Genomic DNA, 15,907 nt, shown 5'->3' with positions numbered 1-15,907 from the left:
AGTTTGTTGTTTGCGAAGTGTTTCAAGCGTAGAAACAGATTCTTGTATTGTAAATTCTTTCGGTTTTGCCATAGTGAAAGATACTAAAATATAACGACTTTTACTATTTAAAATGGTATAATTAATGCTCTGTGGGTTAAGAACAGGAGTTTTTCTTACTTTTAATGAAAACCGTTGCTACAAAAAATTAATCGCGAATCCTTTCCGCACTAACCACACACAAACACGTTAAACGATAATCACAAAACTTACCTAGAATAATTAGGAGATTCTTTTGTAATGGTTACATCGTGCGGATGACTTTCGTTAATACCACTTGCTGTAATTTTTACAAACTGCCCTGTTTCTTTTAAAGTAGCAATATCTTTGGCACCACAGTAACCCATTCCTGCACGTAAGCCACCAATAAATTGATGAATACTTTCGTATAAATCGCCTTTATATGGTACACGACCAACTATACCTTCTGGTACTAATTTTTTAATATCGTCTTCAACATCTTGAAAATAGCGGTCTTTACTACCTTGTTTCATGGCTTCAACAGAACCCATTCCACGATACGACTTAAATTTTCGTCCTTCGTAAATTATAGTTTCACCCGGAGATTCTTTAGTTCCAGCTAAAAGAGACCCTAACATTACCGTATCTGCACCAGCTGCAATGGCTTTTGGTATATCGCCTGTATAACGAATTCCACCATCAGCAATTACAGGAATACCGCTTCCTTTTATAGCTTCGGCCACTTCTAAAACTGCCGAAAATTGCGGAAAACCAACACCTGCAACCACACGTGTAGTACAAATAGAACCTGGACCAATACCCACTTTTACGGCATCAGCACCAGCTTCAACTAAATATTTTGCTGCAGCACCTGTTGCAATATTACCCACAATAACATCAAGCTCTGGGAATTTAGATTTTATTTCTTTTAGAACAGTTACTACACCTTTGGTATGTCCGTGTGCCGTATCAATTACCACAGCATCAACACCAGCATTAACCAAAGCCTCTGCTCTATCTACTGCATCGCCAGTAACACCAATAGCTGCAGCAACACGTAATCGTCCGTATTTATCTTTATTAGCAATAGGTTTTTGTGTAACCTTAGTAATATCTCTAAAGGTTATTAAACCAGAGAGTTTAAAATTGTCATCAACAATAAGTAGTTTTTCAATTTTATACTGCTGAAGGATTTTCTCTGCATCTTGTAATGAGGTTCCAATAGATGCCGTTACTAAGTTTTCACTGGTCATCACCTCAACAATAGGTCTAGCATTTTCATGCTCGAAACGTAAATCACGATTAGTAACAATACCTTTTAAAGTACCATCTTCTGCAACAATAGGAATTCCACCAATACCATACTCTGCCATATATTGTTTAGCATCGCTAACTTTTGCAGTAAGTGGTAGTGTTACAGGATCGATAATCATACCGCTTTCTGCACGCTTAACTTTTCTAACTTTTGTAGCCTGAGCTTCAATAGTCATATTTTTATGTAGTACACCAATACCTCCTTCTTGCGCCATAGCAATTGCCATTTTACTCTCGGTAACCGTATCCATAGCAGCCGAAATAATAGGCACATTAATAGTTATGTTTCGAGTAAATTTTGTTTGAATATTAACTTCGCGCGGAAGTACTTCTGAAAATGCTGGAACTAAAAGGACGTCGTCGTAAGTTAATCCTTCTCCTACTACTTTGTTTTGATGTGAAGTCATTGTGCAATTACGTTATAATTGCGTGCAAATATACAATTTAATTACGAAATACGTCGCCTTAAATTTTTACTTTTTTTGTAAAACTTGAATAAGCACAATGGCTGTAGAAGTAACAAATGTAAGAGTCATTAATATACCTGAAAACATAACAATATACTTCATCCAAAGCATGCCTGTCCATAATAAGTAAAGTCCTCCAAAAGTAAGTATAACAGATATAAAGGGTTCAATAATTAAAAATAGTTTTAACTTACCATTTAGCTTAGTAATAGCTACTAAAAGCCCAACCAAAAAGAAAATAATAGACATTGATAATATGTGATTATGCACTAGTGTTAACATTTCTTTATCACTTTTTTTAAAGCGCATCACTTTTGCATTTTCATCATCCTCGTTACCTAAATAGTGTTCTTCAATGCCATTTGGATTTGCTGAAGAGGTTTCTCCAACAAACAATAAACCCGTATAAAAACCAATACTAAGTACAATTATAAATGCTCCGATTAATAATTTAATCTCTTTAGGAAGCTTAATTATTAATCCGTTTAACTGCATTTATAGTATCCTTTTAGAATGAAGTATTTTTAAAGATTCCAACAAATTATTCATAGCGTTTGTCATAGAACGCACAGATATTGTAGCGCCTGAAATTGCTATAATATTATCGCCATAACGTAAACTATCATTTTGGGTTTTTCCCATAAATTGTTTTAGCCAACGTTTACTCCCAATTTCGCCACCATATTCTTCGCGATATATTAATACTTTGGTTTTTAAAACCACCAAATCTTTATCTAATAGTACTAAATAATCAAATTGAGCAGTCTTACTTGGTGCTTTTGCTAAATATGCATAGCCTAAAAGTTGATTGTTATTTTCAATTTTAAAGAAATTATTATTACCAAATTTTGAAGGTAAACTTTTTGTGATTTCTAAAGGTATTTCTTTTGCATTAAATGAAAAGGTTTCTACATTAAAAACACTCTTAATTTCTTTATCTACTTTTTTTTGAATGTTTTTTGGCAGCCCAAAACTCATTAAAACCAAAGCAGCTAATAATAATGAAACTTGTTTAATACGCATAGTGCAAAAGTATAGTTTTATTTTATAGTTACAAAGGTAGCAAAATAGCTATTAGGCTATTTTGCTACTTTTTAATGTTTAGATTTATTAAACTCAATTCGTGATTATTAAACACTAATTATTCAAATATTTTAGAACCAAACGCCTATCCCAAAATTAAGTCTGTTTGGCACATCACTACCAGACATTGCATTGTCTCTAAACTGATAATCTCCTTTAAGTACAACACCAGGCGCGATATGATAACTTAATCCTGTTGTAATATCAGTACGGTTGTACGCATCGTTTTGTTGCAAAGTACCATCGGTATCTAAATGAGTATTGTATTGCTCATATCTTAAAAACGCAAATAAGCGCTGTTGTTTTTCTTGTGACAGAAGATTATAAGCGCCTTCTAAGTACCAACCTTGGAGTGCACTACCTAAATCGCGACCTGTTAAATTGTTGTATGCTTCAGTATCGCTTAAACTTGCATGAATGAACTGTCCGCGTGCTGTAAAACGTTGGTAAGCGTATCGTGCATCTAAACCTATCATTGAAATACCAATATTGGCACCATCTACCACTTCTACATCGTCTTCTGCTTGCGTATCTCCAAAATATCCTGAAAGACCTACACGTAAACCTGGGATACCATAATAATCAAACTTCATTGACAATGTTGGACTATCTATGGTCGATTGAATGGCTTTTTGACGGCCTCCTCGTAAACCATTTGAGCCTTTTAAAAAACCGTTTACTCCTCCTTCACCATCAAAAGTAGTAGATTTAAAACCATTAAACACATAAGCTTGGTAACCTAAAGATATCTCGTTAAATCTACCTGTTACTCCTACTCCTATTTCTCGCCATGTTGTAGGTACAATAACATTATCTATTGCTGGTCGTTCTACTCCATTAAACGTTGTAGGTTCATGAAACTCGTTAACGATACCCATTGGCACCAACATTAAACCACCACGTAAACTTACGCTTGGTGCAATAGCATAATTAACAAAGGCTTGCTCTATAAATACTTCTTCCACATGTTCGAACTCTACTTCTGTTACAAATTGTGTTTTGTCGTTAAATTTATAACCAAATAATAATACTAAACGTTGCACATCTAACTCGCCGTTTAAAGCCTCTGGTTGATTATACGTTAATTCTCCATAAGCCCCAACTGTAACAGCTTTACCATAATTACCTGAAAGGATACGTTGTGCTGCATTTAATTGTTTTTGAGGATCGAAAGTAATGGAATCTTGTACTGTTTGTGCACTTATTATTGAAATAAAAAAGATTGTGAAAAGTAAAGTTAATTTGTTCATTTTTGTTTGATTTATTGTTTTTATTTAGACTTATTATAAATAATATTTCAATTAAAGACGCAAATATAACCCACATTATTAATTACACAAAGTTTATTTAGAATAAATTAAAATAAAATTCATCAAAAATAATTAGTTACTGAAAATCAACAAAATACAATTAATGGTACACGTTAAAAATTTTAGAAGCTTCATTATAAGCACTCTCAAAACTTAAAGCATTTAAATTATTTTGATGTTGCGAAGTAAAATAAGATAGCAGTTTTTCAGTTGGCATGTTACCTGTAAGTTCGTCTTTAGCCATTGGACAGCCACCAAAACCTTGTATAGCACCATCAAAACGTAAACATCCTGCTTTATAAGCAGCATCAACTTTTTCGAACCAAGTAGTAGGCGTTGTGTGTAAGTGTGCTCCAAACTCTATATTTGAATATAAAGGAATTAAGTTAGAGAATAGATAATCTATGCTTTCTGGGTTTGATGTGCCAACGGTATCACTTAATGATAAAATTTTAACACCCATTTTAGCAAGTTTCTCTGTCCACTCTCCTACTATATCAACATCCCACGGATCGCCATAAGGGTTACCAAATCCCATAGATATATAAACTACAACTTCTTTGTTGGTTTTATAAGCGATATTTAAAATATCTTCTAAAATTAAAACAGATTGCGCGATAGTTTTGTGCGTATTACGCATTTGAAAGTTTTCAGAAATAGAAAAAGGGTAACCTAAATAATCTATTTCTTTATGTTGACAAGCATCTCTTGCTCCCCTTAAATTAGCTACTATAGCCAATAGTTTACTAGTAGTTTTACTTAAATCTAGTTGCGATAAAACCTCAGCAGTATCTACCATTTGCGGAATGGCTTTCGGCGATACAAAACTCCCAAAATCTATAGTATCAAACCCAACACGTAATAAAGATTGGATGTACTGAATTTTTTGCTTCGTAGGAATAAATGCTTTTATACCCTGCATAGCATCTCGTGGACATTCTATTATTTTAACTTTATCAGACATTAACTAAAAAAAGCAGACCCTAAAAATACTATTATTTTGTAAGCGATTGCAATATAATGAGACATAATATCTATAAAACCATATGCTATAGAATTCATGAAAAACATTACTTCTTTTACAAACTTATTATTAAGCTTTTTTGTTTTCTTTATTTCATGCTCAAAGCATTGCTAACTACAGTATTGTTTTTGAAAGTTATTGGGAAACGCCAACTGGCGATCCAGTAAATGGTATTAGTACCATTCCTTTACCAAGTAATGCACACTGGTCTCCATTAGCTATAGCAACGCATCAAACCGCAAATTCGATACTACAAATGGGAACTGCCGCTTCAGCTGGAATTGAATCGATAGCAGAAACAGGAAGTACAACTGCATTTCGAAATGAAGTTACGCTAATGCTAATGCAGATAAATATGTTATTTGTAGTGGCTTGGGTTCTGCAAAGGGTACCATTACAAGAAATATCCAAGTTAGCTCAGACTATCCTTTTGTTAGTCTTGCTTCAATGATTGCTCCTAGTCCAGATTGGTTTATTGCTATTAATAGTAAAAATTTAAGATCGGGAAATAATGCAATTAATAATGGATGGAGGACCTCCTTTACTGTAGATGTATTCCCATAAGATGCAGGTACAGAAGATGGTAACGGTTATTCTGGAAGTAATCCAGCATCAAATCCAATTGGTGTTATTACAAGCTCATCAAATGTAACTCCTTTCGATGGTGTAAACAGTAATATGAGCCACAGAATAAGAACTGTTACTTTCAATTATATATATTCCACTTTAGGTAATGATTCTGAAGTTTTAGAAAATATTTCAGTTTACCCAAATCCATCAAAAGGAAAAATAACGCTTTCAAACATAAAAAATATTGAGTTGTAATCTACTAAAATTTACAGCGCTTTTGGACGATTAGTAAAAGATTTTCCTGTTGAAAAAGGAGCGTCAAAATTAGATATAGATTTGTCTCATTTAAACAGAGGAATTTATCTTTTAAATTTAAAATCTGATGATAGTAGTGCTACAAAAAAACTAGTAATAGACTGATTTTAAGTTGATTTTTTTAATCTAACCGATAAAATATAACGCTTAAACGTTTTTATTACTCATAATATTCAATTCGATATACATTTGAGAAAATGTTTGCCCCAAATGAATATTTTCACCTTTAGAATTAAATTTCTTTTTTGTTTAGTATACTTTACCATTACGAATCTTTTGCAAAGTCAAAGCGTAGAAAATAATTGTGGTACCATAACTTCCAAAGCATCTGTAAAATATATTCAAAGTATAAAACCTCAACTTAAAACTTTTGAGGAAGCGTTTTTAAGTTCAAAATTTAGCAAAGGTGATATTCCTGTAAAAGCTATAAACGCAATTCCTGTAAAAGCACATATTATTAGGAATTCTAATGGAACTGGAGGCATTAGCATTTCTGAACTTAATAATGCCATTTCAAACTTAAACGACATTTACAAAGATGCTTTAATGGAATTTTTCTTGTGCGATGGCATTAATTATATTGATGAAAATAAGCTATGTAGTTTTAATAAAAGAGATGAAAGTACTTTAACAGAAAAACATAATGTTGCTGGATTAATAAATATTTATTTTACAGATTATTTAAAAAATTCATCTGATGAAAACATTTGTGGTTACAGTAATAATGTAGCAAGACAAGATGTTATTATAATGAAAAATGATTGTGTAACTAATAATTCTTCATTAGCACACGAAATGGGTCATTTTTTCTCTTTAATACATACTCACGGACCGAAAAATGATACACAAACTACAGAGCTAGTTGATGGTAGCAATTGCGATACTGATGGTGATGGTATATGTGATACGCCAGCAGACCCTAAGCTTACTGATAAAAATGTAAATAATTTTTGTGAATATATTGGAACAGAAACAGATGCTCATGGAAGCACATTTAATCCTGATACACAAAATATAATGTCGTATTCTAAAAAAGGATGTAGAACACATTTTACTGAGCAGCAGTTAGCACGTATGTATGCTTTTTTTATGACGACTAAAAATTATTTATCATGTCCTTCTTTTAATGCAGATTTTACAACTGATGTTAGTCAAACATGCAACGAAAATTTAACCGTTCAGTTTAAAAGTGATTGCTCAGATATTACTAAATGGGAATGGGATATAGATTCTGATGGTGTTATAGATTACACAACTCAAAATCCAATTCACACATACCAATCTGGAATTTATAATGTAACGCTGCGAGTTTCAAACAAATCAAAATCTATAAATAAAACTTACTCTAATTATATAAAAGTTGGTACGCAAACAGACATGCTAAATGAAAATTTTGATACGTTTGAAATAGCTGGAGACAAAGGATGGACTGCTAATGCAGTATCAAAAAACGGCTATAATTGGCATGTGAATTTTGGAAAAACTTCAACCGAAAATACTGGTCCTAATCATGATAATTCAAAAGAAATTTTAGGGAAATATATTTACGCTGAAGCTTCTGGTGCTAAACCAGGTGATATTGCAGAATTTACTTCGCGCTGTTTTACAGTAGATAAAGAAAACTCTGAACTTGAATTTGCATACCATATGTATGGAAAAGGTATTGGCGAGTTACATATTGACTTAAAAACCAAAGAAGGCTATATTAACGATGTTATTCCTGCAATTATAGGAAGCCAGCAAAACAATCAAAAAGATGCTTTTTTAACAAAATCTATTGATTTATCGTCTTATACACATCAAACCTTAAAAGTTAGATTTAGAGCTGTTAGAGGTTCCAGTTGGGAAGGAGACATCGCAATTGACGATGTTTTTATTAAAACAATTTATATTCCAATATCAGACGAAACTTATAAAGTATACCCAAATCCTGTTAAAAATAATTTACTTTATGTAAAGACTAACGATTCAAAACTCGCTTCAAACTACAAGATTTCCAATTTAGTAGGGCAAAGATTTTTGTCTGGTACAGTTTCAAATAGACCAATAGATTTGAGTAACTTACCATCTGGAACATACCTACTTGTACTTAATGATGGTAAATCCAGAGTTCTAAAGAAGATTATCAAATAAATAGATAAAAGACGTAAGATCGCTTCGCTTTTTAGAATAAAGAACCAAGACTTGCCTCTTGCCTCTTGCCTCTTGCCTATAAAAAATCAATCTAATTTTAAAATAGCACGATTTATTCGCTTAATTAAACTTGGCCCTTCATAAATAAAACCTGTATAAACCTGAATTAAATCTGCACCAGCATTAATTTTTTCTAGAGCATCTTTGGCAGAATGAACACCACCAACTCCAATAATTGGAAATGCTTTATTACTATTTTTAGACAAATATTTAATGGTTTGTGTGCTTTTTTCTTTTATCGGCTGTCCGCTCAAGCCTCCGTTACCAATAGCTTTTAATTGAGTATCAGAAACTTTTAAACCGCTTCTATCCATCGAGGTATTACTAGCAATAACACCATCTAATTTGGTATCGGCAACCAATTGAATAATTTCATCTAATTGATTATTATTTAAATCTGGTGCTATTTTTAAAAGAATTGGTTTCTCTCTTTCAAAAGTTTTATTAGCCTTTTGTACAACGCGAATCAATTCTTCTAAATAATCTTTATCGTTTAATTTAGCATGACTACCAACATTTGGACAACTTACATTTAGTACAAAATAATCAACATAAGGATGTAATGCATTAAAACACTCCAAATAATCTTTGGTGTAATCTTTTGGTTTTGTTTGGGTGTTTTTTCCAATATTACCACCAATAATCAGCTTACCTTTATTCTTTTTTAATTGTGTAATTGCAGCTTCTAGCCCTTCATTATTAAACCCCATTCGGTTAATTATACCTTTATCCTCTTTCAACCTAAACAATCGCTTTTTAGGATTTCCTGCTTGGGCTTTTGGGGTTACAGTACCAATTTCAATAAAACCGAATCCGAAGTTTGCCAACTCATTATACAACACCGCATTTTTATCAAATCCTGCTGCTAAACCTACTGGATTTTTAAAAGTTAAACCGAACAATTTTCGTTCTAAACGTTTATCATTTATAACATATAAACTTCTAAATAATGATGAAAATCCTGGAATTTTTGAGGTAAACCTTATTAAAGAGAATGTAAAATGATGAATCTTTTCTGGATCAAATAAAAAGAATAGTGGGCGAAGTAATAATTTGTACATCAATCAATATTTACACAAAAGTAATCTTTAATAAAAAAATGAGCAATTCAAAAGCTAAAAAACTTATAAATTGTAACTTTAGGTTTTAAAAGGCATTTAATTACCTCACTTATAATCTAAAGTATTTTAATCAAAAAAGTATGATTTCAAAAGAACATATTATAAAACGATTTATTAGCTACGTAACTATAGATACTGAATCTGACCCAAATTCGAACACCATACCAAGTACAAGTAAACAATGGGATTTAGCCAATAAATTAGCCAAAGAACTTAAAACTATTGGTATGCAAGATGTTAGTATTGATACTAATGCCTACATTATGGCAACCTTACCAAGCAATGTAGAACACCATGTACCAACTATTGGTTTTATTTCTCATTTTGACACCTCGCCAGATTTTACGGGAGCTAATGTAAAACCTCAAATTTTTGAGAATTATCACGGGGGAGATATTTTACTAAATAAAGATAAAAACATTGTTTTATCGCCTAATTATTTTGAAGATTTACGTCAATACATCGGGCAAACCCTAATTACCACAGATGGCACAACACTTTTAGGTGCCGATGACAAAGCTGGTATTTGCGAAATTGTTTCGGCAATGGAATATTTAATTAATAATTCAAATATTAAACACGGGAAAATACGTGTTGGATTTACACCAGATGAAGAAATTGGTCGTGGTGCCCATAAATTTGATATTGAAAAATTTGGTGCAGATTGGGCGTACACCATGGATGGCAGTCAAATAGGAGAATTAGAATACGAAAACTTTAATGCCGCTAGTGCTAAAGTCAAAATTAAAGGTAAAATTGTACATCCTGGATATGCTAAAGGAAAAATGATAAATTCTATGTACATCGCAACAGAATTTATTAACTCATTACCTCGATTAGAAACCCCAGAGCATACTGAAGGCTACCAAGGATTTTTCCATTTACATAATATTAGGGGTGATGTTGATGAAACCGTTTTAGATTATATTATTAGAGACCACAATAAAGGTCATTTTAAAGCTAGAAAAGAGGTGATGTTTAAATTAGCAAATGAGTTGAATTCTCAGTATGGAAAAGAAGTGATTACTGTTGATATAAAAGACCAATATTACAATATGAAAGAAATGATAGAACCTGTGATGCATATTGTTGATATTGCAGAAGAAGCTATGAAACAACTAAATATTGAACCATTAATAAAAGCTATTCGTGGAGGAACTGATGGTTCTCAATTAAGCTACATGGGGTTACCGTGTCCAAACATTTTTGCAGGCGGACACAATTTTCATGGACGGTATGAATATATTCCTGTTGAAAGCATGATAAAAGCAACGGAAGTTATTTGTAAAATTGCAGAGTTAACAGCTATTGAAAAATAAACTTGTTTTAAAGAGGGCTTTGTAACAAACGGTGATGTTTTAAAACTAGAAGAACAATCGAAAAACAGTTTAACTACTGTCCAACTTTTTAATGAACTCATCTTGACTTTTTCAATTTCCTAAAAAAATGGCTGAAATTCATTCATATTTTATTACTTTTCTTACCCGTAGCACTGCTATGGCTTTCAAAAAGTGCCCCATCTGGTCAAATTTCAACTCATTTTCGGTTAAAAACAAAAAGTTAAAATGAGTTCAATTTATTGCATTCTAAAGAAAAAGATCAAACACTTCTAAAATTGGCAATTAAAAATGACGCATTACCACTTAAAAAAAATTAGAGCGCTTCTTAAAATAAGTTTAATGTTGTTTACTATATCTTTACTTCAAAATTATAATACATGTCATTTAAAGAGCTAAAACTAAATAAAGCCATTTTAAAAGCTGTTGCTAATGCAGGTTACAACAACCCAACTTTAGTACAAGAGCTAACTATTCCTTTAGTTTTAAACAAAAAGGATGTAATTACTTCTGCACAAACTGGCACAGGAAAAACAGCAGCTTTTGCTTTACCAATTTTACAATTATTGTTTGACAAGCAAGATGCTCCCAAAAAAGGAAAAAAAATTAAAGCTCTCATAATAAGTCCTACCAGAGAATTAGCCATTCAAATTAATAACAACTTTAAAACTTATGGTAAAAACACCAATTTACGCTCTACTGTAATATTTGGTGGCACTTCAATTGAACCACAAAAAGATATACTAAATAAAGGTGTTGATATCGTTATTGCCACACCTGGTCGTTTACTCGATTTGCATAAACAAGATGTAATTAATTTAGACTATGTTGAAACCCTTGTGATTGACGAAGCTGATTTAATGCTTGATATGGGTTTTATTGATGATGTAAAAAAGATTGAGCGTTTGTGCACTAAAGAAAAGCAGATACTTTTATTTTCGGCAACAATACCTTATAAAGTTGAACAACTTGCAAGTAGTATTTTAAAATCCCCTGAGCGTGTAGACGTTTCACCAACATCTTCGGTTACTAAAAATGTGAGTCAGGTTTTATATTATGTACCAAAACGTAATAAGATTGAATTGTGTTTACATTTATTGCGAAACACTATAAAAGGTAATATTCTTATTTTTAGACGTACTAAATTTGGAGTTAACAAATTAGAACAAACCCTTATAAATAATGGTTATAAAGTTGAAACTATTCATGGTGATAAAGCTCAAAGTTTAAGACAAGAAGCTTTAAAAAAATTTAAAAATGGTTATGTAAATATTTTAATAGCGACCGATGTTGCAGCACGTGGTATCGATATAAATGAATTAGATGCTGTTGTAAATTTTGATATGCCAAATGTACCCGAAACTTACGTGCACAGAATAGGAAGAACTGGTCGAGCTGGACAAACAGGAATGTCTTATTCGTTATGTTCGGCAGACGAAAAAAATTATGTAAAAACCATTCAACAATTAATAAGTGTTCAAATTCCTATTGAAGATAATCATCCTTATCCTTTAGACCCTAAAGCAAAACCTATTATTCATAAATCCAATAAAACTAGTAAACACAAAAAAGGGCGAAAAAGTAAGGCCTCTAAAAAGAAAAAGAAACGGTGGTATTAAAAACTTGAAATTGCAGAACCGAAGCTTAAAGATTACATTTCTAGTTGTTTATCAAAATAGTTTTTTAGAAAAGGTATTTGAATACAAAACATTATTCCAAAAAATGTAACAGCATACATTAAAGTTTTAGACATAGTAAAACTTGACAATGTATTGCTAACTTTATTGTTTGACAAAACACTAAAATCTAAAGTACTTAACCAACCGCTTTTTTCTATTTCTGTTCCTAAAATTAAATAATAAACACAGATAGAAATAAAACCTATAGCAATTAAAATCCATGCTTTTTTAGAAATTAAAGGTTTATAAACAGTAACTTTGCTATTATTAAACGCCTTTACTTGAGACATAATTTCTGAAGTAAAATGAATTGAAGGACTTTCTAAAACAGCCTTTTTAATAACCTTTTTTGTGAAATTATCCAGGTATTTATCGTCGTTCTCTTTCATAATATTCAATTATTTCTGGTTCTAATTTATGCTTTAAAATAGTTGCTAACTTTTTTCTACTTCTAAAAATTTTCACTTTTACATTATTAGCTGTAATACCAATAATTTTAGAAATCTCTTCTAACGAATAATCTTCAAAATAATATAGTGTTAGTAAAAACTATCCTCACTTGGTAACAAAGTTAAACAATCTTGTATAGTTTTATTATACTCCTCTTGCTCCATGATATCTAGAGCATTATCTATTGTTTTTATTTGATGCTCCGTAAAATCATCTATAGCAACATCATTAAAATGCTTTTTATTTTTTTTAACCGGTCTAAACATGTATTATATGCCACTTTATAAATCCATGTTGAAAACTTAGAATCGCCTTTAAATTTATGTAAAGATTTGTATATTTTAATAAAAGTATCTTGCGACACTTCTTCAGCTTCCTCCCTATTTTTCATCATTCTTAACGACAAAGTAAAGATCAAATCCTTGTAACGATCTACTAATAATGAAAAAGCATTGGTATCGCCATCAATAACTAAATTGATATAATATTGATTGTTAGTGGTCATTTAAATGTAAGACGACTCTCTTTTATTTTTGGTTACACATTTTAGAAAAAAATATTTAAAAAACTGTAACCAAAAATAAAAGCGTATCGTCATAGGTTATAAACACATTAAATTTAATCAATTAAAAACAAACTATTATGGAAGGAATTTTAATACCAATTAGCTTTTTTATTGCAACATTCGGAGTTATTTACTTATACTTATCAACAAGAAACAAAGAGCGCTTAGCGCTTATAGAGAAAGGTGCAGATGCAAGTATTTTCAATTATAATAAGCGAGCTGGCTCATCATGGAAAGTTATAGTACTTAATTTAGCTTTTTTATCAATGGGCATTGGTTTAGGAGTTTTTATTGCTTCAGTTTTAGAAAGCTATACAACTTTAGACAGTGATGCTATATATCCAGCACTTATTTTCTTTATGGCTGGAGTTGGTTTGTACGTAGGTTTTACACAAACAAAAAAGCATCTAGATAAAGAGTAAATAAAACTTATCAATCAAAATAGAAAAGCGTTTCAAAAATATTTTTGAAACGCTTTTCTATTCTATAGGAAAATCAAAATAGGTTTTAGGAAAAGGTTCCTGCCTTAAAGTAAAGTGCCACCACTCTTTTGGGTAATTTCTAAATCCATGCTTTAACATTACAGCTTGCAAAAGTTGCCTATTTTCTTTTTGTTTTTTTGTAATTGCATCGTAATTAACCCAAGATTCTTGCCCAAAAAAATCATAAGGACTTCCCATATCTATAGGTTTTCCCGTATTGCCATCAATAATTGTTAAATCTACTGTACTTCCTCTACTATGTCCAGATTTGCTAGCAATATAACCTGCTTTAAATAGGTTTTCCTTTTCTACCTTAGGGTAAAAAATAGATTTATTAATGGTGTCGTTTAGTATTTTAGCCCAACGCACAAAATGATTAACAGCTTGTTGTGGTCTGTAACCATCATAAATTTTTAAACATAAATTATACTGCTGTAATTCTGTTTGAACCAACTTTAATGCTTCTGCTGTTTGTTTGGTTATAATAAGTTTGTTAGAATGATACCCCTCAATACGCTTTCCTATAAAATTATTGGTGGTGTTATATCTTAACTCAACATCTAAATCTGGGATAATAGCTTTAACATATACAAATCCCTCGGGCAATTGTCCGAATGACAAATGACAAACAAGTAATAAAAAAAAAGGTGATAAAATTTTCATTATAAGCTAATTTATATAAAAATAAATTGATACTTAAAAAATTGAAGCATAAAAAAACCGAGTTCCCTCAAACTCGGTTTCTTTTCAATTTGCTTTTTTAATTACGTAGTAGATTTAGGGTCTCTATCTCAACAACATAATGCAAATATTAATTAATTAATCCATTGAACTAAAAAGTATGTTATTTTAGTACACACCAAATATATAATTAATAAATATGCGTCACCGATAAAAAACTTAATAAATCGATGAAATACACATAATTTTAACATTTAAAGACAAAAACATGTATTTCATCGATAAAACGCAGGTTAAAACATAAAAGAAGTCGTCTAAAAAGTAATTTTTAGGCGATTTTCTTTTTGATTATTTTTAGCTTATTGTTTTAGTTTTCAATATTAGGGTTCAAAAAGCTTGATTAAAAAAAGCAAAAGCGATTTTATAGCGCTAAACTATACTTTTTAAGGTTATGTGCCATGGCAACTAGACCTATTTCTACATTTACTTTATCAATACCTCTTAGCATAAATCGCTTAAAATTCATATTATGTTTTATATTTCCAAATACGGCTTCTAAATCGGTATAGTTTTCTTCGCTACCATAACCTGCATCTGCAGTGAGTGTTTCTGGGGTTTCATTATAATTCTCTATATGATTAGCAACATGGTCTTTTAATGTGGTGGTATCTCCTGTGGTTTGGGCTAGTGTGTAATTGGTAAGATATTGGTTGTTGGTAGAGGCTTGTACATTATAGGCTGGTTTGAGTTGTCCGTTTTGCATGTGATCGTCTTTCATACGCATAAAGGTGGCATCGGTATCGGTTTTACTGTAACTGCTGCGCTCTTTTAAGATGGCTTCTTGCTTTTGGTACTTTGCCATATTGGTTGGCCAGTTCTTTTTGGCATAATTCAGCTTTTGTTTTACCTTTTTGTCGATATCCTTGCCTTTTAAAGCATCGTTGATTTGATTGATGGTGGCTTCTATCTTATCGGCATCTATGGCTTCAAAGTCTGGCGTGTTTGGAATGTGTTGTTCTTCTTTATAAACTTTTTCTAAATAAGACCAGAGTTCTTTGAGCTGTTTTTTGATACGTTCTTTGCTCGTTTTTATAGATTTTCCCCAAACAAAAGTGTAGCGATTGGCATTGGCTTCTATCTTTGTCCCGTCTACAAAAATATCTTTTAAACTTATAACACCTTGTTCGACTAAAAGCAATACTACTTGATGAAATATTTTCTTTAGATGCCCTTGAAGGCGTTTGAGTTTGCGGAAGTTCCCGTAGATTTCTTTTATAAAGTAGTTCATCATAACGAAAATCAGCTTGTTCCACAAT

Annotated in this window: 19 protein-coding genes; 8 read left to right on the top strand and 11 right to left on the bottom strand. The window is 31.6% G+C overall.

Annotation, left to right across the window (positions count from 1 at the left end):
* Window positions 1-248 precede the first annotated feature (248 nt).
* From guaB to L3X37_RS01460, 5 genes are all read right to left on the bottom strand, one after another.
* Window positions 249-1,721 carry an IMP dehydrogenase gene (guaB, locus tag L3X37_RS01480; RefSeq protein WP_237238390.1) on the bottom strand — a complete coding sequence of 491 codons (1,473 nt, stop codon included), beginning with the start codon at window positions 1,719-1,721 and terminating at the stop codon, window positions 249-251.
* Between the two features lie 66 nt (window positions 1,722-1,787).
* Window positions 1,788-2,276, bottom strand: a complete 489-nt coding sequence (locus tag L3X37_RS01475; RefSeq protein WP_237238389.1) for an Aq_1264-related membrane protein — start codon at window positions 2,274-2,276, stop codon at window positions 1,788-1,790.
* Complete coding sequence (locus L3X37_RS01470) at window positions 2,277-2,804, bottom strand: FMN-binding protein (protein ID WP_237238388.1); 528 nt, start codon at window positions 2,802-2,804, stop codon at window positions 2,277-2,279.
* Window positions 2,805-2,935: 131 nt separating this feature from the next.
* Complete coding sequence (locus tag L3X37_RS01465; RefSeq protein WP_237238387.1) at window positions 2,936-4,114, bottom strand: putative porin; 1,179 nt, start codon at window positions 4,112-4,114, stop codon at window positions 2,936-2,938.
* Between the two features lie 160 nt (window positions 4,115-4,274).
* Window positions 4,275-5,138: a hydroxymethylglutaryl-CoA lyase gene (locus tag L3X37_RS01460; RefSeq protein ID WP_237238386.1), complete on the bottom strand. Its 864-nt coding sequence runs from the start codon at window positions 5,136-5,138 to the stop codon at window positions 4,275-4,277.
* A 139-nt stretch (window positions 5,139-5,277) separates the two neighbouring features.
* Here L3X37_RS01460 and L3X37_RS01455 point away from each other — a divergent pair, with 139 nt between their 5' ends.
* From L3X37_RS01455 to L3X37_RS01445, 5 genes are all read left to right on the top strand, one after another.
* The gene (locus tag L3X37_RS01455; protein ID WP_262910763.1) at window positions 5,278-5,649 is read left to right on the top strand and encodes a hypothetical protein; all 372 of its coding nucleotides are present in this window, start codon (window positions 5,278-5,280) and stop codon (window positions 5,647-5,649) included.
* Complete coding sequence (locus L3X37_RS15215; RefSeq protein WP_262910762.1) at window positions 5,571-5,762, top strand: hypothetical protein; 192 nt, start codon at window positions 5,571-5,573, stop codon at window positions 5,760-5,762. The genes L3X37_RS01455 and L3X37_RS15215 overlap by 79 nt, the downstream gene beginning before the upstream one ends.
* Window positions 5,763-5,876: 114 nt before the next feature.
* The gene (locus L3X37_RS01450) at window positions 5,877-6,023 is read left to right on the top strand and encodes a hypothetical protein (RefSeq protein ID WP_237238385.1); all 147 of its coding nucleotides are present in this window, start codon (window positions 5,877-5,879) and stop codon (window positions 6,021-6,023) included.
* Between the two features lie 9 nt (window positions 6,024-6,032).
* A complete protein-coding gene (locus L3X37_RS15365; protein WP_369409865.1) occupies window positions 6,033-6,188 on the top strand; it encodes a T9SS type A sorting domain-containing protein in 156 nt (51 codons plus the stop codon).
* A gap of 171 nt (window positions 6,189-6,359) precedes the next feature.
* On the top strand, window positions 6,360-8,216 hold the full coding sequence (locus tag L3X37_RS01445) for a T9SS type A sorting domain-containing protein (RefSeq protein ID WP_237238384.1): 1,857 nt from the start codon (window positions 6,360-6,362) through the stop codon (window positions 8,214-8,216).
* An 86-nt stretch (window positions 8,217-8,302) separates the two neighbouring features.
* Here the strand turns inward: L3X37_RS01445 and L3X37_RS01440 are convergent, their stop codons facing one another.
* Entirely contained in the window at window positions 8,303-9,337 is a 1,035-nt protein-coding gene (locus L3X37_RS01440) for a quinone-dependent dihydroorotate dehydrogenase (RefSeq protein WP_237238383.1), read from the bottom strand.
* Between the two features lie 140 nt (window positions 9,338-9,477).
* On the opposite strand from L3X37_RS01440, the gene pepT reads away from it, so the two are divergent.
* On the top strand, window positions 9,478-10,716 hold the full coding sequence (gene pepT / locus L3X37_RS01435) for a peptidase T (protein ID WP_237238382.1): 1,239 nt from the start codon (window positions 9,478-9,480) through the stop codon (window positions 10,714-10,716).
* 398 nt (window positions 10,717-11,114) lie between these two features.
* Window positions 11,115-12,353, top strand: a complete 1,239-nt coding sequence (locus L3X37_RS01430) for a DEAD/DEAH box helicase (RefSeq protein ID WP_237238381.1) — start codon at window positions 11,115-11,117, stop codon at window positions 12,351-12,353.
* A 32-nt stretch (window positions 12,354-12,385) separates the two neighbouring features.
* Here L3X37_RS01430 and L3X37_RS01425 read toward each other — a convergent pair whose 3' ends face one another.
* From L3X37_RS01425 to L3X37_RS15355, 3 genes are all read right to left on the bottom strand, one after another.
* Window positions 12,386-12,802, bottom strand: a complete 417-nt coding sequence (locus L3X37_RS01425) for a hypothetical protein (RefSeq protein WP_237238380.1) — start codon at window positions 12,800-12,802, stop codon at window positions 12,386-12,388.
* The gene (locus L3X37_RS15360) at window positions 12,783-12,905 is read right to left on the bottom strand and encodes a hypothetical protein (RefSeq protein WP_369409864.1); all 123 of its coding nucleotides are present in this window, start codon (window positions 12,903-12,905) and stop codon (window positions 12,783-12,785) included. Before L3X37_RS15360 ends, L3X37_RS01425 begins: the two co-directional genes overlap by 20 nt.
* Window positions 12,906-13,077: 172 nt before the next feature.
* A complete protein-coding gene (locus tag L3X37_RS15355) occupies window positions 13,078-13,368 on the bottom strand; it encodes an RNA polymerase sigma factor (protein ID WP_369409860.1) in 291 nt (96 codons plus the stop codon).
* Between the two features lie 137 nt (window positions 13,369-13,505).
* Here L3X37_RS15355 and L3X37_RS01415 point away from each other — a divergent pair, with 137 nt between their 5' ends.
* Window positions 13,506-13,850 (top strand): DUF6249 domain-containing protein, encoded by a 345-nt coding sequence (locus L3X37_RS01415; RefSeq protein ID WP_237238379.1) that lies wholly within the window; start codon window positions 13,506-13,508, stop codon window positions 13,848-13,850.
* Between the two features lie 57 nt (window positions 13,851-13,907).
* Here the strand turns inward: L3X37_RS01415 and L3X37_RS01410 are convergent, their stop codons facing one another.
* Together L3X37_RS01410 and L3X37_RS01405 are read right to left on the bottom strand one after the other, a co-directional pair.
* The gene (locus tag L3X37_RS01410; protein WP_237238378.1) at window positions 13,908-14,573 is read right to left on the bottom strand and encodes a M15 family metallopeptidase; all 666 of its coding nucleotides are present in this window, start codon (window positions 14,571-14,573) and stop codon (window positions 13,908-13,910) included.
* A gap of 439 nt (window positions 14,574-15,012) precedes the next feature.
* A partial coding sequence (locus L3X37_RS01405) for a transposase (RefSeq protein WP_237238377.1) occupies window positions 15,013-15,907 on the bottom strand: 895 nt, incomplete at its 5' end.

The sequence above is a fragment of the Wocania arenilitoris genome, from assembly GCF_021728535.1.
GTDB lineage: Bacteria > Bacteroidota > Bacteroidia > Flavobacteriales > Flavobacteriaceae > Wocania_A > Wocania_A arenilitoris.
This window is presented reverse-complemented; position numbering and strand designations above follow the sequence as displayed.

Excerpts from the sequence above, each read along its gene's own strand:
- guaB (WP_237238390.1), bottom strand. The coding sequence starts at position 1,721 with ATGACTTCACATCAAAACAAAGTAGTAGGAGAAGGATTAACTTACGAC.
- L3X37_RS01475 (WP_237238389.1), bottom strand. The coding sequence starts at position 2,276 with ATGCAGTTAAACGGATTAATAATTAAGCTTCCTAAAGAGATTAAATTA.
- L3X37_RS01470 (WP_237238388.1), bottom strand. The coding sequence starts at position 2,804 with ATGCGTATTAAACAAGTTTCATTATTATTAGCTGCTTTGGTTTTAATG.
- L3X37_RS01465 (WP_237238387.1), bottom strand. The coding sequence starts at position 4,114 with ATGAACAAATTAACTTTACTTTTCACAATCTTTTTTATTTCAATAATA.
- L3X37_RS01460 (WP_237238386.1), bottom strand. The coding sequence starts at position 5,138 with ATGTCTGATAAAGTTAAAATAATAGAATGTCCACGAGATGCTATGCAG.
- L3X37_RS01450 (WP_237238385.1), top strand. The coding sequence starts at position 5,877 with ATGAGCCACAGAATAAGAACTGTTACTTTCAATTATATATATTCCACT.
- L3X37_RS01440 (WP_237238383.1), bottom strand. The coding sequence starts at position 9,337 with ATGTACAAATTATTACTTCGCCCACTATTCTTTTTATTTGATCCAGAA.
- pepT (WP_237238382.1), top strand. The coding sequence starts at position 9,478 with ATGATTTCAAAAGAACATATTATAAAACGATTTATTAGCTACGTAACT.
- L3X37_RS01430 (WP_237238381.1), top strand. The coding sequence starts at position 11,115 with ATGTCATTTAAAGAGCTAAAACTAAATAAAGCCATTTTAAAAGCTGTT.
- L3X37_RS01425 (WP_237238380.1), bottom strand. The coding sequence starts at position 12,802 with ATGAAAGAGAACGACGATAAATACCTGGATAATTTCACAAAAAAGGTT.
- L3X37_RS15355 (WP_369409860.1), bottom strand. The coding sequence starts at position 13,368 with ATGACCACTAACAATCAATATTATATCAATTTAGTTATTGATGGCGAT.
- L3X37_RS01415 (WP_237238379.1), top strand. The coding sequence starts at position 13,506 with ATGGAAGGAATTTTAATACCAATTAGCTTTTTTATTGCAACATTCGGA.
- L3X37_RS01410 (WP_237238378.1), bottom strand. The coding sequence starts at position 14,573 with ATGAAAATTTTATCACCTTTTTTTTTATTACTTGTTTGTCATTTGTCA.